The sequence below is a fragment of the Vitreimonas sp. genome (assembly GCF_036392335.1).
In the GTDB taxonomy this organism is placed as follows: domain Bacteria; phylum Pseudomonadota; class Alphaproteobacteria; order Caulobacterales; family Aquidulcibacteraceae; genus Vitreimonas.
The window spans coordinates 1-21,943 of sequence record NZ_DASVYD010000045.1; the positions used below are offsets into that span (position 1 = coordinate 1).

The following is a 21,943-nucleotide window of genomic DNA, read 5'->3' on the forward strand; positions in this document are numbered from 1 at the left end:
TGAGAATGTGCACAGATGGTCTCCGAGGTAGCGGGTGCATCATATTGGATTGTGCGCTGAACGGGAGCTGAGTGCGCCGGCCGTCATCCCGGGGTGATCTCGCGAAGCGAGAGCGAACCCGGGGCCCAGGGCAAACGACGCGCTGGTTGCCCTGGGTCCCGGGTTCTCGCTGCGCGAGCCACGGGATGACGGGGGCGCTTTATCAATTCGCCAGTGCAACATTTGACGACTCCCCCGACTCTGGGCAGCCGGGTGGGATGGCTGATACGGCATCACGTAAGCGCATCCGCGAACCGCTTCGGGCGGCGATTGTGTATGACTTCGACGGCACGTTGGCGCGGGGCAATCTGCAGGAGCGCAGCTTCATCCCCGACATCGCCGGCATGAAGCATCCGGACTTTTGGCTTGAGGTGAAGCGCCTCTCCAAGGCCGAGGATGCGGACGAGATCCTGGTTTACATGCATCTGATGCTCGATCGCGCGCGCGCCGCGGGGCATCCGGTGACGCGCAAGCAATTGCAGGAGACCGGCGCCGATCCGGATTTCTTCGATGGGCTCGATCATTGGTTCGATCGCGTCGACGCGTTCGCCGATGATTTGGGACTGCAGCTCGATCATTACGTCGTCTCGTCCGGCATTTACGAGATGATCGAGGGTTGCCCGCTGTTTCCGCGGTTTCGCAACGTGTTCGCCTCGCGCTTTCTTTACGACAAGAACGGCGAAGCGAAATGGCCGAGTGTGGCGATCAATTACACGACCAAGACGCAATTCCTGTTCCGCATCAACAAAGGCATCGACAATGTCTGGGATACGGACTCGATCAATCGCTGGGTGCATGACGATGCGCGCGCGCTGCCGTTCGAGCGCATGATCTTTATCGGCGATGGCGACACCGACATCCCGTCGATGCGGATGGTGACACAGCAAGGCGGTTGCGCGATCGCGGTGCTCGATCCGTATCAATGGACCGAGCCGCGTTCGTTGGACAAGATTTCGCGGCTGATCGCGGAAGATCGCGTGAGCTACGTAGCGCCGGCGGATTATCAGCCGAAGAGCCAGCTCGATGTGATCGTGAAAGGCGCGCTCGGCCGGATTGCTCTGCGCGCCGGGCTGAAGGTCAGCGCTTAGGAGCCGGTGGGCTCGGGTTGATCCGTGGTCGCGCGGGTGATGCTGGTCACGGGATAGCGTTGCTGCGGTTCGCCGCCGATGATTTCGACGCCCAAGCCGTTGCCGGTGCAGATGAAGCCGGCGCTGGAGCGGATGGCGATGGCGTGCGTCCAGTCGAGGTCGCGCGCGTTCCAGGTGGTGGAGAGCACGTAATTGCGGCTGGCGCCGACGCGCACGCCGATATTGTGGTCGTCAATCACGCTATAGCCGCTGACGTCCTCGGCGCGGAAGCAATCGCGGGCGGCGGACGTCGTCTCGGTGCTTTCGCTGGTGGCGCAGGCGGAGAGCGCGAAAGCGGCGATGATGGCAATTCCCATACGTTTCATCGGGGACTCCTTTAACGCCAGTATGTACGGGTCAGTTGCAGGCGGCGAGGCGCCCAGCGCGTTGACGGCGCTCAAATCCCTGCGATACGGCATCAAGAATGAGTGAACTCGCCCTGCCGCCGGTCCGTGGACAAATCCTGCGTGGGGAGAGCCTTGCGCCGTTTACCTGGTTTCGTGTCGGCGGGCCGGCGGAGGCGCTGTTCATCCCGGCCGATGAACAGGATTTGGCCGACTTCCTGCGGGCGTTGCCGGAAGAGATTCCGATCACGGTCTTGGGGGTCGGCTCCAATGTGATCGTGCGCGATGGCGGCGTGCCGGGCGTCGTGATCCGCTTGGCGGGTCGGCAATGGGCCCAGATCGTCGCCGACTTTGACAGCGTCGATGCGCCTGAGGCGCGCATTGTCGCCGGCGCCGGCGCGCTGGACTCGATGGTGGCGAAAGCCGCGGCGAAAGCGGGCGTGGCGGGGTTGGAATTCTTCGCCGGCATTCCTGGCACGATCGGCGGTGCGCTGACCATGAACGCAGGCTGCTATGGGGCCGAGACGAAGGACGTGTTGGAATCCGCGTGGGGCTTTGATCGCACTGGCGAGATGCGCACGTTCAGCGTCGAAGATATGGGCTTCACCTATCGCCATAGCGCCTTCGACGGGAAGATCATCTGGATGCAGGCGGTGTTTCGGGGACGTCGTGACAGTCCTGAAGCGGTGCAAGCGCGCATGAACGAGATCACGGCGCGGCGCGAAGCGTCGCAGCCGATCCGGGAGAAAACGGGCGGCTCGACGTTCAAGAATCCGGAATTGGAAAGCGGCGAGAAGCTGTCGGCGTGGAAGCTGGTCGATGAAGCGGGCATGCGCGGCGCCCAGCGCGGCGGCGCGCAAGTGAGCGAGAAGCACGCGAATTTTCTCATCAATACGGGCGAAGCGACAGCCGCCGATATTGAAGGCTTGGGCGAAGACGTGCGCGCGGCCGTGAAGGCCAAGCACGGCGTTGAGCTGAATTGGGAAATCAAGCGCGTGGGGCGCCCTTAATCCAAGCTCTCAGCGAAGGCGTTGACCTGCGCGGCGAAGCCGGGATCGCGGACGTAGAAGACGGCGCCAGCGGCGAGTGCGATGAGCGCGCCGACGAAGAGTGTTGTCACCAACACGCCAAACACGCCTATGCCGCGCTGCTTTGGCTTTTCGCTGATCGGCGGCGCTGCCGCTTTCATGGGTGCGGGCTTTGCGGCGATGGTCTGTGGCCTCGGTGGCGGGGTCGCAGCTTTTGATGACGTCGGCGCTGTCGTGGACGCGGCGGCTCTGCGTTCGCGCATCGGGCGCGCGCGCTTTTCGAGTTTACGCGGCGCGGGGCGGATGGGCGTTTGCGCGGGCGTCGGCGATTGCGGGCCGAGCAGACGCCGCCATGCGCGCGTGGTTTGCCTGCCGCGCGGCAGCTTTACGGCGCGGCCCGCTTCCTTCGGCGGGCGCGTGGAATCGACGCGCACGGTGACGAGTTTGCCGTTGGCTTTGGCGCGGCGTGCGGCGGCGCGGAGCGCGGGGCCGCGCGCTTGGCCGCTGGTCCAGAGCAGCACGACCTTGTGCGCTTGATCGACTTCGGCGCCGGTGATGCGGCCATCGCAGCCCTCGACCTTGAAGCCGAGCTTGGAGAGATCGCCCGCGACGCGGCGTGCGTGTTTGAGGGCGGCGGCGTTGGGCGCGAGAATGACGACGGGTTCTGACATGCGAACGCGACGCTGGCCGGCTTCGCGTGGCGGCGCCAAGTGGGCGGGCGGCGTCGCGTGAACTCTTCAAACGGGCGCCCATTTCCACGGCGCCGGGCGCCGCTCCAGTGCGCGACCACGGTCAGTTCTCGAGCGTTGAAATATAGGCCGACAGCTCGTCGATCTGTTCCGGCGGCACAATGAGGTTCGGCATGCTCGGATGGGGGGTGTTGAGCCAAGCATTGAGGGCGCGGCGGTTCATGCCGGGCATGCGCGCCGCCTCCGCAAACGCCGGAGCGTCGGGATTGGGCGAAGTTTCCTGGTAGGCCTCGATGGCGTGGCAGGCGGCGCAATTCTGGATCGCGTAAGCTTGACCGCGTGCGGCTTGGCGCGCGGTTTCACGGTCGGCGACGTCTTCCGGCGTAGCGCACGCCGTCAGCGCCAGGGCCAATGCGGCGAGACCCAGAATGCCTGTGGCTCTCATCACTGCCTCCACTCATGCCGCCAGCATCATGCAGCCGAATGGCCCGGCATTGCGATGGAGCAAAAAGAACGCGCGCCGGCCTCTCAGCCCAGCGCGCGTTCGCACACAGGAGATGTGCGGGGAGGATGCCGCAGAATGTTTTCGCGCGGCGTATTCATCCAATCGATTGATTGGATGCCAAGGATAGAGGACGCCAATGCGCGCGGTGATGTGGTTAAGCCAGCTCAATCCTGTTGAACGGAAATTTACCATGAAAATCAGCAACTAAGAGCCTCGCCCTCATGATGCCTTAACCCCAAGGCGTTTCATTATGACACTCTCGGAATGAGCGCGAAAACGCGTCGATCCGGGCGCTGGTTGGTTGGTCGGTTAGTCTCGAGGCGCAGAACATGGCGCGCGTGGTGGTTCTTCTTGGGGGGTTAAGCCCTGAACGGCCTGTGAGCTTAAGCTCCGGGGCTGGGTGCGCGGCGGCGCTGCGCCGGCTTGGCCATGATGTCATTGAAATCGATCCGCAGAATCCCGGCTGGATCGCCGAACTCGCGGACGTGCGCCCAGACGCGGTGTTCAACGCGCTGCACGGCGAATGGGGCGAGGACGGCCGCACGCAAGGCGTGCTCGAATATTTAAAGCTTCCTTACACGCACTCGGGCGTGCTCGCGTCGGCGATCGCGATGGATAAGGACAAGTCCAAGGCGGTGTTCGCGCAAGCCGGGCTGCCGCTGGCTAAGGGCAAGCTGATGGATCGCCACGAGGCGGCCAAGGCGCACCCGATGCCGCTGCCGTACGTGGTGAAGCCGAACGCGCAGGGCTCGTCGGTCGGCGTCTATATCGTGCGCGAAGGCGCCAATCGCCCGCCCGAACAATTGCTCGATCCGGACTGGACCTTCGGCGACGACGTGTTGGTGGAAGAATTCATCGACGGCCAAGAGCTGACGGTCGCGGTGATGCACGATCGCGGCGCGCTGGCGGTGACGGAGATTTTGCCGGCCGGCGAATGGTACGATTTCGACGCGAAATATTCCGAAGGCGGCTCGCGTCACGAAATTCCGGCGAAAATTCCGCAGACAATTGCAGACCAATTGATGCGCGCCGCGGAAGCGGCGCACCATGCTTTGGGCTGCCGCGGCGTGTCCCGCTCGGATTTCCGTTACGATCCCAAACGCGATGTGATCGCGCTGCTGGAAGTGAACACCCAGCCGGGCATGACGCCGACGTCGCTCGTGCCGGAGCAAGCCGCTTATGTTGGCATGTCGTATGACGACATCGTCGCCTGGATCCTGGGAGACGCGTCATGCCAGCGGTAAGAGGGGCGCGCCGCTCGGGGCGCAATCAGCATGCTGATCATCCGCGGTCGCGCCGTGGCAAAGCCGTGCCGCCGCCGTCGATGAGCTCGATGCCGCGCTTGGCGCAGATCAAATTGAGCGGCGGCTTAGCGCCCGACGACGTGAAAGTGTCGGGCAAGAGTCTGATGCTGGCGCTGACCGGGGCGGTGTTTTTCCTGGGCGCTGGCGTTGCCGGCGCGGCGTGGCTTGGATCGTCGCTGTTTGACGTGCGCGAAGCGTTTGCGCGCGCGGCGGATGGCGCGGCGGCCAATGTGGGTTTCGCGATCGACGAGATTGAAGTGTCGACGATCGAAGGCGCATCGGCAATTTCGCCGGCGCGTGCGGCTGAGGTGCGCGCGCTGATCGTGCCGGAGGGGCGTCAATCGATCCTCGCGCTCAACCCCGCTGACGTGAAGACGCGGGTGGAGAGCCTGGATTGGGTGCAGGGCGTGCGCGTGCGCCGCCTGTGGCCGAACGACATGCTGATCGAAGTCGAGCGCCGTCAGGAATATGCGCGCTGGCAGGAAGATGGCGAGATTTCCGTGATCGATGCGAACGGCGAGCGTTTGCTCACCGAGCGCGCGGCGGACCATGCGCATTTGCCGCTCGTGGTGGGTCAAGGCGCCGGCCCCGCGTCGCCGCCGATGCTGGCGGCGCTCGAGAGCCTGCCGCAGGTTCGCGCGCACTTGCGTGCGCTGGTGCGCGTGGGCGATCGCCGCTGGAATGTTGAACTGACGAGCGGGACGACGGTGGCGCTGCCGGAGGAGCATCCGGAAGCGGCGCTGGCGCAACTCGAACAATTGCAGACGGAACACGCGCTGCTCGACCGCCCGCTGGCGCAGATCGATATGCGCGTGCCGAACCGTGTCGCCATTCGCGTGCATCCGGTGCTGGCCGGCGGCTTGCGGCCTCTTCTGGGAGGCGCGTGATGGCTCTGGCTTACGACCCCGTCCGCGAAACGCGCGCGCCGCGCGAGGATGCGCCGCGTGAAGCCTTGGCGCCTCTGGTGGCGACACTGGATGTGGGTGTGGCGAAAACCGTGTGCTTGGCCGCGCGCCGCGACCCAGTGCTGGAAATGCACCCGGACCGGCCAATGCGCGTGTTGGGTATTGGCGTGCAAACCGCGCCGGCGATCGCCAGCGGCAAGCCGGCGGATTTCGATGCGTGTGCGCGCGCTATTCAAGTTTCGATCGAAGAGGCGGCGGCGATGGCTGGCGCGCCGATCCGTCGTGTCGTGGCGTCGTATTCGGGGCCGGGTGTGGCGTCGCGCATTTCGCGCGGCGCGGTGCGTTTGAAGAGCGGCGCGGTGACCGGCCGTGACATCGACGCGGCGATCAACGCGGCGATGCAAGCGAGCCCGACGCCGAACCTGGCGGTGCTGCACATCGAACCGCTGCGCTACATGGTCGACGATGGCGAGCCGATCGACGATCCCTATGGCTTGAGCGGCAAGACGCTGGCGGTTGAAGCCTGCATCGTGACCGCGCCGGATGCAGCTGTGAGCGCGCTGAAATCGTGCGTACGCGCGGCGGGCGCCGAAATCGAAGAGATCGTCGCGGCGCCGCAAGCGGCGGCGCTTGCGGTGATGACGGCCGAAGAACGCGAGATGGGCGCGCTTGTTGTCGATCTGGGCGCGGGCTCGATCGGCTTGGCGGCGTATGCGGCTGAAGGCTTGGTTTACGCTGAGACTGTCGCGTGTGGCGGTGGCGTGCGTATGACGCGCGATCTGGCGGCGAAGCTGCAAACGACGTTCGCCGCGGCCGAGCGCGTGAAATTGCATTTCGGCGCTGTCGGCAATGCGTGCGATCCGCGTGAAGCAGTGTCGGCGCCCAAGCTTGGTTTGGACGGGCGCTTGGAAGCGGCGACGACGTTGCGCGGCGTGATCGTCGATACGCTGACGCCGCGTTTGACGGAAATGCTGTTGCTGGCGCGTCAGCAATTGTCGCGCGCGGGCTTCTCGGGCGCGGCTGGTCCGCAACGCGCGATCCTTGTGGGCGGCGGCGCGCAAATGCCGGGCGTACGTGAATTAGCGGCGGAAGTGCTGGGCATGCCGGTGCGGCTGGGCCGTCCGCATGATCTGTGCGGCTTCGATCAATACGAAGCGGGGCCGGGCTATGCGGCGAGCGCTGGCTTGTTGCGTCATCGCTTCGACAACCCACAGCTCGCCGACGTCGAAGATCATTTCGCGCCGAGCTTGGCGCATGTGGCGTCGATGATGCGCGACACCATGGGCAAAGCTTGGAATTGGTTGCGCGATAATTTCTAGCGGCGGCCGCCGCGCCCGTAATTGGCGGGGTCGGCGTTCGGGCCGCTGTCATTATCGGTGACGCCGGTGTAGCCGCGCGAGCCACCGCGGCCATAGCCGGCACGGTCGGCGTACGCGCCGCTGTCGTTGTCGGTGTAGCCGCTGCCGCCGCCATAGCCGCGCCCGCCACGTCCGTAGCCGGCGCGATCCGCATATGGACCGGAATCGTTGTCTGTGTAGCCGGTTTGGCCGCCCGAGCCGCGACCGCGTCCGGCGGGATCGGCATAGGGGCCAGAATCGTTATCGGTCATGCCGGTGCGACCGCCGCGGCCACGACCGGCGGGGTCGGCGTACGGGCCTGAATCGTTATCGGTGACGCCGCTCGAACCGCGTCCGCGTCCGGCAGGGTCGGCGTAAGCGCCCGTGTCTTGATCGGTGACGCCCGCATAGCCGCCACGCCCGTAGCCGGCGCGGTCGCTCGGGTCGTTGTCGGTGACGCCGCTGCGTCCATAGCCGGCGCGATCCGCGTAAGCGCCGGAATCGGCGTCGGTGCGGCCTGTGTAGTAGCCACCGCCATAAGCGCCGCCGGTGGCGGTCGCGCAACCCGTCACGGTTGCAGCTGCGCCGCCGATGATCAGCGTGCCGCCGACGCGGCTCATGAATGAACGCCGATTGAGCGGCTTCTTGTCTGACATCGCGCCTTCTCCCCATCGAGGATGCTAGGCGCCCGTGATGCTGATGCAAGCGGAGATCCGGAACTGCGAGTCGTTCGCGGATTTTGCCCGGGCGTTTGCGCTAGACGGTCGCGCGCTTCTTAGGTGCGCTGGCGATGATGGCGACGAGCCCGGCGCCGCCGCGTGTCGTCATCTTGGTGGTGACGTTCTCAAACAGCTCGTCAGCGTTCTTGGCCGCGGCGCGGGCGATGCCGCGGCGTTGGTTGGCGTTGGGCGGTTCGTACACTTGCACGAACACGCCGCGCTTGGTGACGATGCGGCGGATGTCAGTTTTGGGATCGTACGCGTCGGTCCAGAACAGGTTTACGTTCACGGCGAAGACGCGATCGAACAGAGCGGGTTCGCGATCGAACACGTTGAGCGGCGCTTCGATGAAGATGGAGCGGCCGGCCTTCGTGTAGGCGGCGTTGCGCGCTAGCGCGGCTTTGATGGCGGCGGGCGATTTGTCGAGCCCCATATAGGAGCCGCGCCCGAGCAAGGGGCAGATGCGCTGGGCGGCAATGCCGCTGCCGCAGCCGATTTCGAAAATGTTGTGCTTCGGCTCGATCTCCATGAGCTCAATCGCCCACTTGATGCGCGCCGGCGCCATCGCTTGGATTTTACGCACTCGTTTTCGCAGCCACCAGCTTCACGACGTCGCCCATGATCTGGGTGATGCGGAAATCCTTGGGCGTGTACACGCCGGCGACGCCCATTTGGCGCAGAGCGAGCGCATCAGCCGGCGGGATGATGCCGCCGACGATGAGGGGAACATTGTCCAAGCCTTCGGCGCGCATCAGACGCACGACTTCCTGCACGAGATCGAGATGCGAGCCGGAGAGGATGGAGAGGCCGACGGCGTGCGCCTGCTTTTCCTTAGCGGCTTTGACGATCTCGGCGGGCGTGAGGCGGATGCCTTCGTAGATCGCGTCCATGCCGACGGCGCGGGCGCGGGCGGCGATCTGCTCGGCGCCGTTGGAATGGCCGTCGAGGCCCGGTTTGCCGACGAGGAAGGTGAGCGTGCGGCCGAGCTTTTCGCTGAGGGCGGCGACATCTTGCTTCACCGCGTCGATGTCTTCGCCGCTGGACTCGATGACGACGGCGACGCCGGTGGGGCCGCGATATTCGCCATAGACTTTGCGGAGCGTCGCCGCCCATTCGCCGGTGGTGACGCCCGCTTTCGCGGCGGCGATGGACGCTGGCATGATGTTCTTTTCTTCTTGTGCTGCCGCGCGCAACGACGCTAGCGCGGCTTCGACGGCTTTGCCGTCGCGCGCGGAGCGCCAAGCCTTGAGGCGGGCGATCTGTTCGCCTTCGACGGCGAGATCCACTGTTTGAATGCTCTTCTCGCCGGCTTCGAGCGGCGAGGGCTCGCCGCCGGTAAAGGCGTTGACGCCGACGACCTTCTGCTTGCCGGCCTCGATCTGCTCGATACGGCGGCGATTGGACTCGACCAGCGCGCCTTTCATGTAATCAACATTGGCGACCGCGCCGCCACTGGCTTCGATCTTCGCGAGTTCGGTGCGCGCGCCTTCGATCAATTGCGCGACCTTGGCCTCTATGACTTTTGAGCCGTCAAAGATGTCTTCGAACTCGAGCAAATCGGTTTCGTAGGCGAGCACTTGCTGCATGCGCAGCGACCATTGCTGATCCCACGGGCGCGGCAGGCCGAGCGCTTCGTTCCAAGCGGGCAATTGCACGGCGCGGGCGCGGGCGTTTTTGGAGAGTGTGACGGCGAGTGTTTCGAGCAGGATGCGATAGACGTTGTTTTCCGCTTGCTGCTCGGTGAGACCGAGCGAATTGACCTGCACGCCATAGCGGAAGCGCAGCGCCTTCTCGTCGGTGACGCCATAGCGTTCGCGGCCGATTTCTTCCCAGAGCGCGGTGAACGCGCGCATTTTGCAGAGCTCGGTGACGAAGCGCATGCCGGCGTTCACGAAGAACGAGATGCGGCTAAACACATCGGCGAAGCGCTCGGGCGCGACTTCGCCGCGGGCTTTGACGCCGTCGAGAATGGCGATGGCGTCCGCGAGCGCGAAGGCGAGCTCTTGTTCGGGCGTCGCGCCGGCTTCCTGCAGATGGTACGAGCAGACGTTCATCGGATTCCATTTTGGAATCGTGTCGAGGCTCCAGGCGATCGTGTCGGCGGTGAGTTTGAGGCTCGGCGCTGGCGGGAAGATGTAGGTGCCGCGCGAGAGATATTCCTTGAGAATGTCGTTCTGCGTCGTGCCGGTGAGCTTGCGCGGATCGGCGCCTTGTTCCTCGGCGAGCGATACATAGAGCGCAAGCAGCCAAGCGGCCGGCGCGTTGATCGTCATCGACGTGTTCATCTGTTCGAGCGGGATCTGATCGAACAGCGCACGCATGTCGCCGAGATGCCCGATCGGTACGCCGACTTTGCCGACTTCGCCGCGCGCGAGGATGTGGTCGCTGTCGTAGCCTGTCTGCGTCGGCAGATCGAAAGCGACGGAAAGCCCAGTTTGACCCTTCGCCAAATTGGCGCGGTAGAGCTTGTTGGATTCAGCCGGCGTCGAATGGCCCGCATAGGTGCGGAAAATCCAAGGGCTGTCGGGGGCGTGCTGGAACGCGGTCATGGCGCGCGCAAGGAAGCATGCGCCGCGCCATGGCGGCAAGCTTAATGTTGCAGTGCAGCAGGCGCTGAAGCGTCGCGGTGACGCTGCCAGAGGTCGAGAACGATGCTCTGCAAATCCTCAAACCTCAGCCGCGAGCCATGCACGCCGAGCGTATAGCCGGGCCCGGCGGTCGGCAGAATGCGTGCGGTGTCAGTGTCGAAGGCGAGGAAAAGTTGGCCCGCGATCGCACCGCTGCTGACGCCGCTTATATCGCGCCAGGCGAGTGACCATGCGCCGACGCCGAAGGTGCGCACGCCGTCCTGGTCGATGCGGGCGAGCGGTTTATCTGTGAACACGCGCCACAAAATGAAGACGCCGCCGAGGCCGAAGAAGACAGCGCCGGCATAACCGACGAGCGAGATGACCTGCCTGTTCTCGGAGGCGGCGATCGGCGCGAAGATGCCGCAGCCGACCGCCATGCCGATCGCGGCGATGGCCATGCCCGCGAGTTGGATGCGATCGGGTTGGATGGTGAGCCCGCCTTGCGCATCAAGCGCGGCGCGCTGGTGCGGCAGGAGCTGCAATCCGCCGACAAGCGCGCAGGCGCCGAAAAAGAGCGTCACCCCGAGCGCCATGAGGCGATCTTCGGGATCGCCTTTGATCAGCAGGAATATGCCGATGGCAACGAAGGCGAGGCTGCCGAGGGTGAGCAGAATGTCTTTGCCGCGATTCATGAGTCTGGGTGGTGTTGTGCGAACTGTCGTACCCAGGGACTATCGACGTATCGGCGCCTGTCAACGCCACTCGCTTGGAACAGGCGTGGATAGCGCCGTTCCTATCTCGCGCGTCGCACCAATCCTATGAGGATCAGCAGCACGACCGCGCCGATGACGGCATAGAGGATTGATGTGACGAGCGGTCCGCCCACGCTGAAGCCTAAGCCCAGCTGCGGCAAGAGCCAGCCGGCGAGGACTGCGCCCAGAATGCCAATCACAATGTTGCCGATTAATCCGAAGCCATAGCCTTTGACGATCAGGCCGGCGAGGAAGCCAGCGACCGCACCAACGATCAACCAAACGATCAGCGTTTCAAGGGTCATAAGCGCCTCCGTTGGTCCGCGCGCCAATATCGTGCGGACTCAACAATGGTAGCACACTTTAGGGCAAATGCCGCGTCATACCGCGCTCATCCAAAGTGGCGCTCTTGTGCAGTGCGATATGTCCTCAACACTCCACCACATTCACGGCCAAACCGCCTTGGCTGGTTTCCTTGTATTTCGACGACATGTCGAGGCCGGTTTGGCGCATGGTCTCGATGACTTGATCGAGTGACACTTTGGTGGCGCCGGTGGTGTGGAGTGCGAGACGCGCGGCGTTGACCGCTTTGACCGCGCCGATGGCGTTGCGCTCGATGCAGGGGATTTGCACAAGCCCGCCGACGGGATCGCAGGTGAGCCCAAGATTGTGCTCCATGCCGATCTCGGCGGCGTTGGCGACTTGTTGCGGCGTCGCGCTCCATATGGCGGCGAGCCCGGCGGCGGCCATCGAACAGGCGACGCCGACTTCGCCTTGACACCCCATCTCGGCCCCGGAGATCGAGGCGCGCTGTTTGTAGAGCAGGCCAACCCCGCCAGCGGTAAGAAGGAACGTGCGCGTCTTCGCCTGCACGTCGCCTTCGCTGCAATAATGGCGCAGCACCGCGGGGATGATGCCGGCGGCGCCATTGGTGGGCGCGGTGACGACTTGGCCGCCGGCGGCGTTCTCTTCGTTCACGGCCATCGCATAGACGTTGAGCCAATCGAAGAGCCGTTCAGGCTCGTTGGCTGCGCCAGCGCTGCTCATCTTGCGCCAGAGCTCTGGCGCGCGGCGCTGGACTTTGAGGCCGCCGGGGAGTTCGCCGGTGCGCTGCAGGCCGCGCTCGATGCAAGCGCGCATGACCTCGCCAATGCGATCGAGTTTGGCTTCGGTCTCGCTGCGTGGACGCATCGCGTCTTCGTTGGCGAGGATGATGTCGGCGACACTCGCGTTAGTGCGGTCGCAGGCCTCGAGCAATTCAGCGGCGGAGCCGAAGGGATGCGGCACGCTGATGCGTGAGGGGATGAGGTCGCCGTCGACGGGTGTTTCGAGCTGGCGGCGCGTGGCGATGAAGCCGCCGCCGGTCGAGTAATAGTCTTCGCTCGCCAGCACGGCGCCGTTGGCGTCATAGGCGGTGAGCTTCATGCCATTGGGGTGCAGCTTGGGCATGACATCGTAGGCGAAGACGATGTCTTGCTCTGGATCGAACGCGATGACGCCGCCGTGGGGCAAATCGATCTGCTTCTGTGCATGCACATGCGCGACGATGCGATCGGCTTCGGCGGGGTCGAGAGTCTCAGGCTCAAGACCGGCAAGGCCCAGGATGACAGCCTTTGGCGTGGCGTGACCGGCGCCCGTGAGTGCCAGCGAGCCTTGCAGTTCGACGACGATGCGCTGTGTGGCGGCGCGCGTGCGCGCGCGCTCGAGACTATCGACGAAACGCTTGGCGATACGGATGGGGCCGACCGTGTGGGAACTCGAGGGCCCAATGCCGACGCGAAAAAGGTCTAGAACTGAAAGCATGGGCGGCAGCTATTTCCCGAACGCGCGGTCGGCGCTTGCGCTGCTTACACGTGCGCGTTGGCAACCGCTACGCTGCTTGACGTTGGGAAAACGACGCGGCGGCGCCGCTTGCAGCGCCAGGGCATTGACGACTTGCCTAAAAGATGTCCCATTGTGCGCTGCAGCATAAATCGCGAGAGCGCTCCATGGCCCAGCCGAACCTGAAAGCCGTCAAGGACCTGTACGATATCGGGGAGATTCCGCCCCAATTCCATGTGCCCAAAACCATGTGGGCGTGGGCTATCCGCAAGGAGCGGCATGGCCGCCCCGCGACGGCGATGCAGCTGGAAGAAGTGCCAGTGCCCACGATCGGCGAGGACGAAGTGCTCGTGCTCGTGATGGCGGCCGGCGTGAATTATAATGGCGTATGGGCCGCGCTCGGCCAGCCACTCAGCCCGCTCGATGGCCACAAGCAACCTTATCACATTGCCGGCTCCGACGCCTCCGGCATCGTGTGGGCTGTTGGCTCAAAGGTGAAGCGTTGGAAGCCCGGCGACGAAGTCGTCATCCACTGCAATCAAGACGATGGCGACGACGAAGAATGCAATGGCGGCGATCCGATGTTCTCGCCCAGCCAACGCATTTGGGGTTACGAGACGACGGACGGCTCTTTCGCGCAATTCTGCAAGGTGCAAGCGCGCCAGCTGATGCCGCGGCCGAAGCATCTCACCTGGGAAGAGGCCGCGTGTTACACGCTCACCCTGGCGACTGCGTATCGCATGCTGTTCGGCTGGCGTCCGAACGTGCTCCGGCCCGGCCAGAACGTGCTGGTGTGGGGCGCCTCGGGCGGCCTCGGCGTGTTCGCGACGCAACTCTGCGCGGTCAGCGGCGCCCACGCGATCGGCGTCGTCTCCGATGAGAGCAAGAAAGATTACGTGCTCTCGATGGGCGCGAAGGCGGTGCTCAACCGGAAAGACTTCGATTGCTGGGGCCAGCTGCCAAAGGTGAATGGCGAGGGCTTTCCCGAATATATGAAAGAGGTGGCGAAGTTCGGCAAAGCCGTGCGCGCCATCACCGGCGGCAAGGACCCCGACATCGTGTTCGAGCACCCGGGCGAGCAGACCTTCCCGGTTTCCGTGCGCATCGTGAAGCGCGGCGGCATGGTTGTGATCTGCGCCGGCACCACGGGCTACAATCTGACCATGGACGCGCGTTATCTCTGGATGCACCAGAAGCGCGTGCAAGGTTCGCACTTCGCCCACCTCTATCACGCCAGCCAGGCCAACCAGCTCGTGATCGACCGCCGGATCGATCCGGCGATGTCGGAAGTGTTCGCCTGGGACAAGATCCCGGACGCGCACGAGAAGATGCTCGATAACAAGCACGCGCCAGGCAACATGGCCGTGCTGGTGAACGCGCAGCGTTCGGGTATGCGCACCTGGGAAGAAGTGCTGGAAGCCAGCGACGCGCGGGGCTGATTGCGCCAGCTCAATGCGGCATGCGGCAAGGGAGCGCTCCTTAACCAAAGGAGGCTCCCATGCTTAACCCAGCCCAGCGCGACTTTGTCGTGTCGATCCTGGATGAAGCGGCCGATCTGACGGTCGCCACGCTGCGCGCCGACGGCTGGCCGCAGGCGACCACGGTCAGCTTCGCCAATGACGGGCTCGCGGTGTATTTCGGAACGAACGCGGAGAGCCAGAAGGCGCAGAACATCGCCCGGGACAATCGCGTTTCGGTCACGGTCAATTGCCCCTACGATGGCGATTGGTCTGCGATCCGCGGCGTTTCCATCGGCGGGCGGGCGCAGCGCGTGACGGCGAGCGATGAGGCGGCGCGGGTCGGCGCGCTCATGGCGAAGAAATTTCCGCAAATATCGCAATTCGTGGATGTCGGCGCCGGCTTTGAGATGGCGCTCTTCCGGATCGACGCGGAGATCATTTCCGTGCTCGATTATTCAAAGGGCTTCGGCCACGTCGACCTCCTGACGGTTTAACCAGACCTGGCGCGGCGCCGGTTTGGTTATCGGCCCTAAACGATACAAGCAGGTCTCGGGACATACGCGCGGCAGGGGTTTTGCGTGCCGGATTGATCGAATCCCGCGGCGCCGCACATGCACAGCGGCCTCCGAAGCTTATGAAAGCTGGGAGAATACAAGTGGGTTTCGCGAAACAAGTTCTGGCGACCGCCGCTGTGATCAGCGTCGTCGCCTTCGCGCCGGCGGCGTCCGCCGGCGGCACCAATCATGGCGGCGGCAATCAGTGCCACTACAATTGCAGCGGATCGCCGTCGGCCAACGCCAACGCGAACGCCAATGCCTGGGCGCAGGGCGGCAACGCCACCAACAACAACAGCATTCGTAACGACAACTCGAACAGCAACGAGAATCGTAACGAAAATTGGAACCAGAACCAGAACCAAAACTGGAACGAGAACCGGAACGAAAACTGGAACCAGAACACCAATCAAAACTGGAACCAGAACACGAACAACAACACGAACAACAACGCCAACACCAACAACAACTCGGCTAACGCCTCGAACTCGAACACGAACAACGCGTCGAACTCGAACACGGTGACGGCGAACGGCGGTTCGGCGACAGCGTCGAACAGCAACACCAACAGCGCTGACAATTCGAACTCGAACAATTCGAGCCAGACGGTCAACGTCAACAACAACACGCCGCGCGATCCGGTGAACACGGCGTACGCCGCCGGCCTCACCGCGGGCGAAGACACCTGCATGGGCTCAAGCTCGGTCGGTGCGCAAGGCATCAGCTTTGGTCTGTCGATCGGCACGACCTGGCGTGATCGCAACTGCCAACGCCTGAAGAACTCGCGTCAGCTGGTTGCGCTTGGCTATCACAACGCCGCCACCGCGCTGATGTGCGTGGACCCCGATGTCCGCGAAGCGATGGAAGAAGCCGGCACGCCTTGCCCGAGCCGCGCCTCGGCTCAACCGGCGGCCTTCGTGGCGCCGGCGCCGGAACCGACCCCGGTTGCGGAAGCGCCTGTGGTTGCCCCGGTCGTTGTCGCTGAAGAGCCAGCGCCCGCGCCGGCCCCGCGCCGCCACCGCCGCTTCTACGGCGAAAAGTCCAACTAAGCCGATCCCATACCAGATCGTCTCAACGAAGCGGCCCCGGCAACGGGGCCGCTTTTCGTTTGCGCGCGCCGCGGGCATAAGCGCGGCATGCTGCGTATTCTGGGCCGTGTCACCTCGATCAATGTCCGCAAAGTTCTGTGGACGGCCGACGAGCTTGGGCTGACCTACGCGCACGAGGATTGGGGTTTGCCGCTGCGCGATCCGGACGTTCCAGAATTTCGCACGCTTAATCCGAACGCGCAGGTCCCCGTCCTGATCGACGGCGATTTCGTGCTTTGGGAAAGCCACGCGATCATGCGCTATCTCGCGGAGCGTGAAGCCTCACACCTTTTGCCCGCGGATGTGCGCCAGCGTGCGATCGTCGAGCAATGGCTTGGTTGGCAGGCAAGCGACCTCAACATGTCTTGGCGCTACGCGGTGGCGGCGCGGGTGCGCCACCTGGCCGGCTATGACGATGAAGCGCGCATCGCGGAATCGTTGAAGGAATGGACCTCGAAGATGCGCGTGCTCGATGCGCGACTGGGGGAGACAGGCGCGTACGTCGCGGGCGCCGAATTCTCGCTCGCGGACCTCGCCTTGGGGCTCTCTGCACATCGCTGGTTCGGCGGCGCGTTCGAGCGGCCGGACTTGACGCATGTCAGCGCGTATTACGAGCGCGTGCGGGCGCGGCCCGCGGCGCTGGCCCATTTTTCCGCGGCGACACCCTGAGCGGCGCCGTCCGGCGTTGACGGGGGCGCCGGGCAGGGCGCTAATGCCCGCAGATTGCGGGGGAGCGCTTTCATGGTTCGATTGATTGTGGCGGGCTTGGCCGTCGTGTTGTTGGCGGTCGCCGGGTTTGTCGGCTACCGCACCATGTCGTTCACCGCGCCCCCGCCGCCGGCCGAGACGGCGATCCCCGCGACAGGCGCGTATGAAATCGACGTGAGCGCGGCCGCGCAGCATGTCGCTCAAGCTATTCAATTTCCGACCGTCTCGTTGGTGAGTGTCGAGGAAGACCGCACGCCTTTCCTCAATCTGCATGCGTGGCTGCAACAGACGTATCCTGCGCTCCATGCCGTGGCGCGGCGCGAACTGATCAACGAGCTCTCGCTGCTCTACACGTGGGAGGGCTCCGATCCGGCGCAGCCGCCCATCGTGCTCTTGGCGCACCAAGACGTGGTGCCCGTGCCCGACGATACGCGCGCGGCGTGGCGCGTCGATCCGTTTGGCGGCGTCATCCAAGAGGACGCCGTGTGGGGGCGCGGCGCCATCGACGATAAGGGCTCGCTGGTCACGCTGATGGAGGCGGCCGAGTTTCTGGCGCGGCAAGGGCGTCAGCCGCGACGCACGATCATCTTTGCATTCGGTCACGACGAGGAGATCGGCGGCGACGACGGCGCGATTGCGATGGCCGAAGCGCTGAAGGCGCGCGGCGTGCGCGCCTGGTTCGTGCTTGATGAGGGCATGGCCGCGATCGACAATCATCCGCTCACAGGCGGTCCCGCATCGATGATCGGCATCGCCGAGCGCGGCTTCGGCACGTTGCGTGTGCACGCCACGGGACAGCCGGGGCATTCCTCGATGCCGCCGCCGGAGACGGCGGTGTCTTCGGTCGCGGAAGCGGTGGTGCGTATTCACGACATGCCGATCGAGCAGCGGCTCGAAGGCGGCCCGGCCTTGGAGATGATGCGGGCGCTCGCGCCGGAGCTTTCACTCACCAATCGCATGGCGGTGTCGAACGAATGGCTGTTCGGGCCGATGCTGCGTGCGCGCATGTCGGAGAATCCCACGGCGCGGGCGTTGCTCGGGACAACGCAGGCGCCGACCATGATCAACGGCGGCGTACGGCCGAACGTGCTGCCGGCGGAAGCGACCGCCATGATCAATTTCCGCTTTCACCCGCGCGATCCCGCCGCCGATATCTTGCAGCGCGCCCGCGCCGAAGTGGCTGATATCGAAGGCGTCGATGTCGATTGGGCGGAGCCGCCGCGCGAGGCGACGGCGATGTCGAGCACGACGAGCAGCTCCTATGCGCTGCTGGCGGCGCTGTCGCGCGATATCCTGCCGGATGCGCCGGTGGCGCCGGGCCTAGTACTCGCCGGTACGGATTCACGGCACTATTCGGAAGTGGCGGAGAATGTTTATCGCTTCCAGCCGATGCTGTTCTCGACGGAAGACCTTGAAGGTATTCACGGCACGAATGAACGCCTGACGCTGGCCAATCTTGAGCGTACGGTGCGGTTCTATATTGGCTTGATGGAAGCAGGAGCGATGCAATGATCCGCGTTTTGCTGATGGCGGCGGCTTTGGCTGCGTGCACGCCGGCGCAGGAAGCCAAAGAGGAGGCGGCGCCCGTGACCAATCAAGCCGTGCCCGCGCCGACGCCGGAGGATGTCACGGTGCGCATCACGGCTGCGCAGGCGGGGCAGACGATCGAGGTGGGCGTGAACCAGCGCTTCGCTGTGGAGCTCGTGGGCGTGCCGACGGCTGGCTATGTGTGGACGCCCGCGCAGCTGCCAGCGTTCGTGACGCGAGCGGGCGAGGCGTCGGGCAATACGACGCAAGCGCAGAGCCAACCGGGTTTCGTCGGCGGCAATCATTGGGAAGTGCTGATGTTCGTCGCCACCGCGTCGGGAACGGGCGAGTTGGTGCTGGAACAGCGGCGGCCCTGGGAAAGCAATGAGCCCGCGGCCGACGTGTTCCGCGTTACGATCGTCGCGCGCTGAGCTGGGATTTGACGCCAGTCCCGAGCGCGCCGCTGGCGAGTATCGGGATGAGGAAGGTGACGAGAAAGCCGGTGTTCGAAACCGCATTCAACGGCCAACCTGACGCCACCGAGATGACTGAATCGATGAGGTACCAAGTCACGATTGCGATCGTGAGGCCGCGCCAGGCCGGTGCGCCAATCTGATCGGCTGCGGCCACGAGGGCGAACACAGTCATGGCCCAGCCCATCATCACCGCGCCGAGCAGTGCGGCGGTGAAGCGCACCTCTTCGCCATAAGGGCTTACACCATCAATCGGCCAAGCGACGGCATCGTAGAACAGCCGCACGCCGCCGTCCGCATCAGGGATCGCCCCCAGGGCGAAGATGGCGCCGACGCCGAGGACCGCCCAGCACCAAACCTGCATCCAGTGTTTCCATATGCCTTGCATGGCCAAATTCCGTGTTTGATGGCCTGAGACTCAATGCGGTGGCGGCGCGGGCCAATTCCCTTCCAGGTAATGGAGCACTGGGCCAACATCTGGCCGCGTGCTAGGCCCTGGGCATGTTGTTGCTCCAATTGCTGCTCTATCTGGCGGCCGTCGCGGGCGTCGTGGTCGGGTCGCTGGGCGCGATCTTTTTCGCCGGTGGGGCGCTGAATCGAGCGCGGGCGCGTGAATACAGGGTAAGGCGGGCTATTTACGCCGCGCTTTGCGTGTGCGGGATCGTCGCATCGGCGGCGCTGGGCTTTGTCGGCATCGCCGCGATCGTGTATTTCGCTCAACAATGAGCGACCTTCTCCGAGACCTTTGGTATTTCGCCGCGACCTCGAAAGAGCTGAAGCGCGGCAAGATGTTTCGCCGCGAAATCCTGGGCGAGCCGATCGTGCTGGGGCGCGACGAGGAGGGGCGTGCGTTTGCGTTGCGCGATATTTGCCCGCACCGCGCCGTGCCGCTCTCTTCCGGCAAGATCGAAGCGACCAATGGCGTGCAGACGGTGGAATGCCCTTATCACGGCTGGCGCTTCGGCACGCAGGATGGCGTGTGCAAGCAGATCCCGTCGCTCGTGGAAGGCCAGCCTTACGAGGCCAGCCGCATTCGCGTGCGCAATTTCCCGACGCATGAGGCCAACGGCATCGTGCTCGTGTTCGTTGCCGCCGATCCGCGTTTCGCGGGCGAGCCGCCGCCGGCGCCGGACTTTGGCTTGGGCGATTTGGTCGAGCCGAAATTCGTCATCCATCGCGTCTTCGCGGCGAGCATGGACAATGCGGTGGTGGGGCTGATGGACCCCGCGCACGTGCCGTACGTGCATAATCAATGGTGGTGGCGCCCGCCGAGCGCGGGCAAGAAGCTCAAGCAAAAGCGCTTCGTGCCGCGCGAGCGCGGCTGGGCGATCGAACGCCATGCGCCGAGTGGTAATTCGCTTGCGTATCGCGCGCTGTTTGGCGGCGAGGTGACCACCGAGATTTGCTTCATGCTGCCGGGCTTCCGCTGGGAAGTGGTGGACAATCCAACCTCGCGCCTGTTCACGCTGACCTGTCTCACGCCGGAGAATGAAAACTCCACGCGCATCACGCAAGTGACGTATTGGAAGAACGCGCCGTTGCTTGATGTGATGAAGCCGATCCTCATTCCGGCGGGGCGTGAGTTCTTGGATCAGGACGGCCGCATGGTCGATCTGCAGAATACTGGGCTTGCCTATTCGCCGGCGATGCTTTGGATCGACGATATCGACGTGCAGGCCAAATGGTATCTGAAGCTCAAGCGCGAGTGGACGAAGAGCCGCGAAGAGAAGCGCGATTTCGTCAATCCGATTGAGCCGACCACGCTGCAGTGGATGAGTTAATCAGCGCGGCGCCAGCACCACCGGAATCGTGATCTCGCGCGGGGTTGCGCCTTCGCCGGGCATGTCTTCCTGCAGGACGAGTGTTACGGGCGTGTCTTGTGTGACGCGGAACGTTAGTTCGCCACGGAACGGCACCGGCGCCTCCGTCATCCAATCGCTCTGGGCGCGCGCGGGCGCTTCCGCAAGCAGCGTGCCGTCGGCGGTGCGCAACTGAAGCGGAAACTGTGCTTCGAAGTACCAATCACCGGGCGCTGTGCCTTCAACGATGAGCGGGTTTGTGACGCGCGCGTCTGCGCGCGGGGCCGTGACGTTGATGGCAGGCGCTTCGACGATCGCAGCGGACGGCGCAGGTTCGGGCGAGGGCGGCGGCGCGGGTTGTGAGCAGGCGGCGAGCGCGAGAGCCAGGAACAACGAAGTGCGACGCATACGCATTCTCCAAGATTCCTGTTTATCGAAGCGGGGGATGGCGGCAACAAGGCGGCGATAGGAGCCTCGCATGCCGCCGATTCTGCATACGGAACGTCATTTGCTCGACCGCGTGGGTTGGTTGCGCGCCGCGGTGCTGGGCGCAAATGACGGCATCGTTTCAACGGCGAGCTTGATTGTGGGTGTGGCGGCGGCGTCCGCAACGCGCGAGCCGATCCTGATCGCGGGCGTCGCTGGCCTGGTGGCGGGCGCGATGTCGATGGCGGCAGGCGAGTTTGTTTCCGTTAGTTCGCAAGCCGACACCGAGAAGGCCGATCTCGCGCGTGAGCGGCGCGAACTTGCGACAGATCCCGAATTCGAGCTTGAAGAGCTGACGCAGATTTACGTGAGCCGTGGCGTGGAGCCGGCGCTGGCGCGGCAAGTGGCGCAGCAGATGACGGCGAAGGATGCGCTGGGGGCGCATGCGCGCGATGAATTGGGCATCTCGTTGGCGACGCAAGCGCGGCCGGTGCAAGCGGCCGCTGCATCAGCGGCGTCCTTTGGCATTGGCGCGGCGATGCCGCTCGCGATCGCCTGGCTGGCGCCGCTCGCGCAGCTCGGCTGGATCGTCTCGATCGCGTCGCTTGTGTTCTTGGCGGCGCTCGGTGTGTGGAGCGCGCGAGCCGGCGGCGCGCATGTGGGCCGGGCGGTGTCGCGCGTTGTGTTTTGGGGCGCGTTCGCGATGGCGGCGACGGCGTTGATCGGTTCGCTGTTCGGCACGAGCGTGTAAAGCAAAACGGGCGCGCC

At 64.6% G+C, this 21,943-nt stretch carries 25 protein-coding genes; 14 read left to right on the forward strand and 11 right to left on the reverse strand.

Annotated elements, in window-relative coordinates; translation table 11 throughout:
* Window positions 1–257 precede the first annotated feature (257 nt).
* Complete coding sequence (locus tag VF769_RS10305) at window positions 258–1,127, forward strand: HAD family hydrolase (RefSeq protein ID WP_331008316.1); 870 nt, start codon at window positions 258–260, stop codon at window positions 1,125–1,127.
* On the opposite strand, the gene VF769_RS10310 is transcribed toward VF769_RS10305, so the two are convergent.
* Window positions 1,124–1,492 carry a DUF6491 family protein gene (locus tag VF769_RS10310; protein WP_331008317.1) on the reverse strand — a complete coding sequence of 123 codons (369 nt, stop codon included), beginning with the start codon at window positions 1,490–1,492 and terminating at the stop codon, window positions 1,124–1,126. The genes VF769_RS10305 and VF769_RS10310 overlap by 4 nt on opposite strands.
* Window positions 1,493–1,590: 98 nt before the next feature.
* Here VF769_RS10310 and murB point away from each other — a divergent pair, with 98 nt between their 5' ends.
* The gene (murB, locus tag VF769_RS10315) at window positions 1,591–2,520 is read left to right on the forward strand and encodes a UDP-N-acetylmuramate dehydrogenase (RefSeq protein ID WP_331008318.1); all 930 of its coding nucleotides are present in this window, start codon (window positions 1,591–1,593) and stop codon (window positions 2,518–2,520) included.
* Here murB and VF769_RS10320 read toward each other — a convergent pair.
* Both VF769_RS10320 and VF769_RS10325 read right to left on the reverse strand, forming a co-directional pair.
* Window positions 2,517–3,209 (reverse strand): hypothetical protein, encoded by a 693-nt coding sequence (locus tag VF769_RS10320; protein WP_331008319.1) that lies wholly within the window; start codon window positions 3,207–3,209, stop codon window positions 2,517–2,519. The two genes, murB and VF769_RS10320, sit on opposite strands and share 4 nt — an antisense overlap.
* 121 nt (window positions 3,210–3,330) lie before the next feature.
* Complete coding sequence (locus VF769_RS10325; protein ID WP_331008320.1) at window positions 3,331–3,672, reverse strand: c-type cytochrome; 342 nt, start codon at window positions 3,670–3,672, stop codon at window positions 3,331–3,333.
* A gap of 389 nt (window positions 3,673–4,061) precedes the next feature.
* Here VF769_RS10325 and VF769_RS10330 point away from each other — a divergent pair, with 389 nt between their 5' ends.
* Genes VF769_RS10330 through ftsA form a run of 3 tightly spaced genes read left to right on the forward strand, consistent with a single transcriptional unit; the run spans window position 4,062 to window position 7,260 of the window.
* Window positions 4,062–4,976: a D-alanine--D-alanine ligase gene (locus VF769_RS10330; protein ID WP_331008321.1), complete on the forward strand. Its 915-nt coding sequence runs from the start codon at window positions 4,062–4,064 to the stop codon at window positions 4,974–4,976.
* Entirely contained in the window at window positions 4,964–5,923 is a 960-nt protein-coding gene (locus VF769_RS10335; RefSeq protein ID WP_331008322.1) for a cell division protein FtsQ/DivIB, read from the forward strand. The genes VF769_RS10330 and VF769_RS10335 overlap by 13 nt, the downstream gene beginning before the upstream one ends.
* The gene (ftsA, locus tag VF769_RS10340; RefSeq protein WP_331008323.1) at window positions 5,923–7,260 is read left to right on the forward strand and encodes a cell division protein FtsA; all 1,338 of its coding nucleotides are present in this window, start codon (window positions 5,923–5,925) and stop codon (window positions 7,258–7,260) included. Before VF769_RS10335 ends, ftsA begins: the two co-directional genes overlap by 1 nt.
* Here ftsA and VF769_RS10345 read toward each other — a convergent pair.
* The 6 genes from VF769_RS10345 to VF769_RS10370 all read right to left on the reverse strand — a co-directional run bounded on the left by VF769_RS10345 (window position 7,257) and on the right by VF769_RS10370 (window position 13,122).
* A complete protein-coding gene (locus VF769_RS10345) occupies window positions 7,257–7,934 on the reverse strand; it encodes a hypothetical protein (RefSeq protein WP_331008324.1) in 678 nt (225 codons plus the stop codon). The genes ftsA and VF769_RS10345 overlap by 4 nt on opposite strands.
* A gap of 100 nt (window positions 7,935–8,034) precedes the next feature.
* On the reverse strand, window positions 8,035–8,580 hold the full coding sequence (locus tag VF769_RS10350) for a class I SAM-dependent methyltransferase (RefSeq protein ID WP_331008325.1): 546 nt from the start codon (window positions 8,578–8,580) through the stop codon (window positions 8,035–8,037).
* Window positions 8,573–10,546, reverse strand: coding sequence for a protein meaA (locus VF769_RS10355; RefSeq protein WP_331008326.1), 1,974 nt, complete (start codon window positions 10,544–10,546; stop codon window positions 8,573–8,575). Before VF769_RS10355 ends, VF769_RS10350 begins: the two co-directional genes overlap by 8 nt.
* A 41-nt stretch (window positions 10,547–10,587) precedes the next feature.
* On the reverse strand, window positions 10,588–11,259 hold the full coding sequence (locus VF769_RS10360) for an STM3941 family protein (protein WP_331008327.1): 672 nt from the start codon (window positions 11,257–11,259) through the stop codon (window positions 10,588–10,590).
* A 101-nt stretch (window positions 11,260–11,360) separates the two neighbouring features.
* Entirely contained in the window at window positions 11,361–11,624 is a 264-nt protein-coding gene (locus tag VF769_RS10365) for a GlsB/YeaQ/YmgE family stress response membrane protein (RefSeq protein WP_331008328.1), read from the reverse strand.
* A gap of 124 nt (window positions 11,625–11,748) precedes the next feature.
* Window positions 11,749–13,122, reverse strand: coding sequence for an L-serine ammonia-lyase (locus VF769_RS10370; RefSeq protein ID WP_331008329.1), 1,374 nt, complete (start codon window positions 13,120–13,122; stop codon window positions 11,749–11,751).
* Window positions 13,123–13,307: 185 nt separating this feature from the next.
* On the opposite strand from VF769_RS10370, the gene ccrA reads away from it, so the two are divergent.
* From ccrA to VF769_RS10400, 6 genes are all read left to right on the forward strand, one after another.
* Window positions 13,308–14,579 carry a crotonyl-CoA carboxylase/reductase gene (gene ccrA / locus VF769_RS10375; protein WP_331008330.1) on the forward strand — a complete coding sequence of 424 codons (1,272 nt, stop codon included), beginning with the start codon at window positions 13,308–13,310 and terminating at the stop codon, window positions 14,577–14,579.
* Between the two features lie 59 nt (window positions 14,580–14,638).
* Window positions 14,639–15,094: a pyridoxamine 5'-phosphate oxidase family protein gene (locus tag VF769_RS10380; protein ID WP_331008331.1), complete on the forward strand. Its 456-nt coding sequence runs from the start codon at window positions 14,639–14,641 to the stop codon at window positions 15,092–15,094.
* Between the two features lie 161 nt (window positions 15,095–15,255).
* Window positions 15,256–16,203 (forward strand): hypothetical protein, encoded by a 948-nt coding sequence (locus VF769_RS10385; RefSeq protein ID WP_331008332.1) that lies wholly within the window; start codon window positions 15,256–15,258, stop codon window positions 16,201–16,203.
* Between the two features lie 87 nt (window positions 16,204–16,290).
* Window positions 16,291–16,911 carry a glutathione S-transferase family protein gene (locus VF769_RS10390; protein WP_331008333.1) on the forward strand — a complete coding sequence of 207 codons (621 nt, stop codon included), beginning with the start codon at window positions 16,291–16,293 and terminating at the stop codon, window positions 16,909–16,911.
* Window positions 16,912–16,983: 72 nt separating this feature from the next.
* A complete protein-coding gene (locus VF769_RS10395) occupies window positions 16,984–18,462 on the forward strand; it encodes a M20 family peptidase (protein ID WP_331008334.1) in 1,479 nt (492 codons plus the stop codon).
* A complete protein-coding gene (locus VF769_RS10400; RefSeq protein ID WP_331008335.1) occupies window positions 18,459–18,908 on the forward strand; it encodes a protease inhibitor I42 family protein in 450 nt (149 codons plus the stop codon). Before VF769_RS10395 ends, VF769_RS10400 begins: the two co-directional genes overlap by 4 nt.
* Here the strand turns inward: VF769_RS10400 and VF769_RS10405 are convergent.
* Window positions 18,889–19,338, reverse strand: coding sequence for a hypothetical protein (locus VF769_RS10405; protein ID WP_331008336.1), 450 nt, complete (start codon window positions 19,336–19,338; stop codon window positions 18,889–18,891). The two genes, VF769_RS10400 and VF769_RS10405, sit on opposite strands and share 20 nt — an antisense overlap.
* A gap of 128 nt (window positions 19,339–19,466) precedes the next feature.
* Here VF769_RS10405 and VF769_RS10410 point away from each other — a divergent pair, with 128 nt between their 5' ends.
* Both VF769_RS10410 and VF769_RS10415 read left to right on the forward strand, forming a co-directional pair.
* Entirely contained in the window at window positions 19,467–19,676 is a 210-nt protein-coding gene (locus VF769_RS10410) for a hypothetical protein (protein ID WP_331008337.1), read from the forward strand.
* Window positions 19,673–20,731: an aromatic ring-hydroxylating dioxygenase subunit alpha gene (locus tag VF769_RS10415; RefSeq protein ID WP_331008338.1), complete on the forward strand. Its 1,059-nt coding sequence runs from the start codon at window positions 19,673–19,675 to the stop codon at window positions 20,729–20,731. Before VF769_RS10410 ends, VF769_RS10415 begins: the two co-directional genes overlap by 4 nt.
* Here the strand turns inward: VF769_RS10415 and VF769_RS10420 are convergent, their stop codons facing one another.
* Window positions 20,732–21,157 (reverse strand): Gmad2 immunoglobulin-like domain-containing protein, encoded by a 426-nt coding sequence (locus VF769_RS10420; protein ID WP_331008339.1) that lies wholly within the window; start codon window positions 21,155–21,157, stop codon window positions 20,732–20,734.
* Between the two features lie 70 nt (window positions 21,158–21,227).
* Between VF769_RS10420 and VF769_RS10425 the strand changes: the two genes are divergently transcribed.
* On the forward strand, window positions 21,228–21,926 hold the full coding sequence (locus VF769_RS10425; protein WP_331008340.1) for a VIT family protein: 699 nt from the start codon (window positions 21,228–21,230) through the stop codon (window positions 21,924–21,926).
* The last annotated feature ends 17 nt before the right edge of the window (window positions 21,927–21,943 follow it).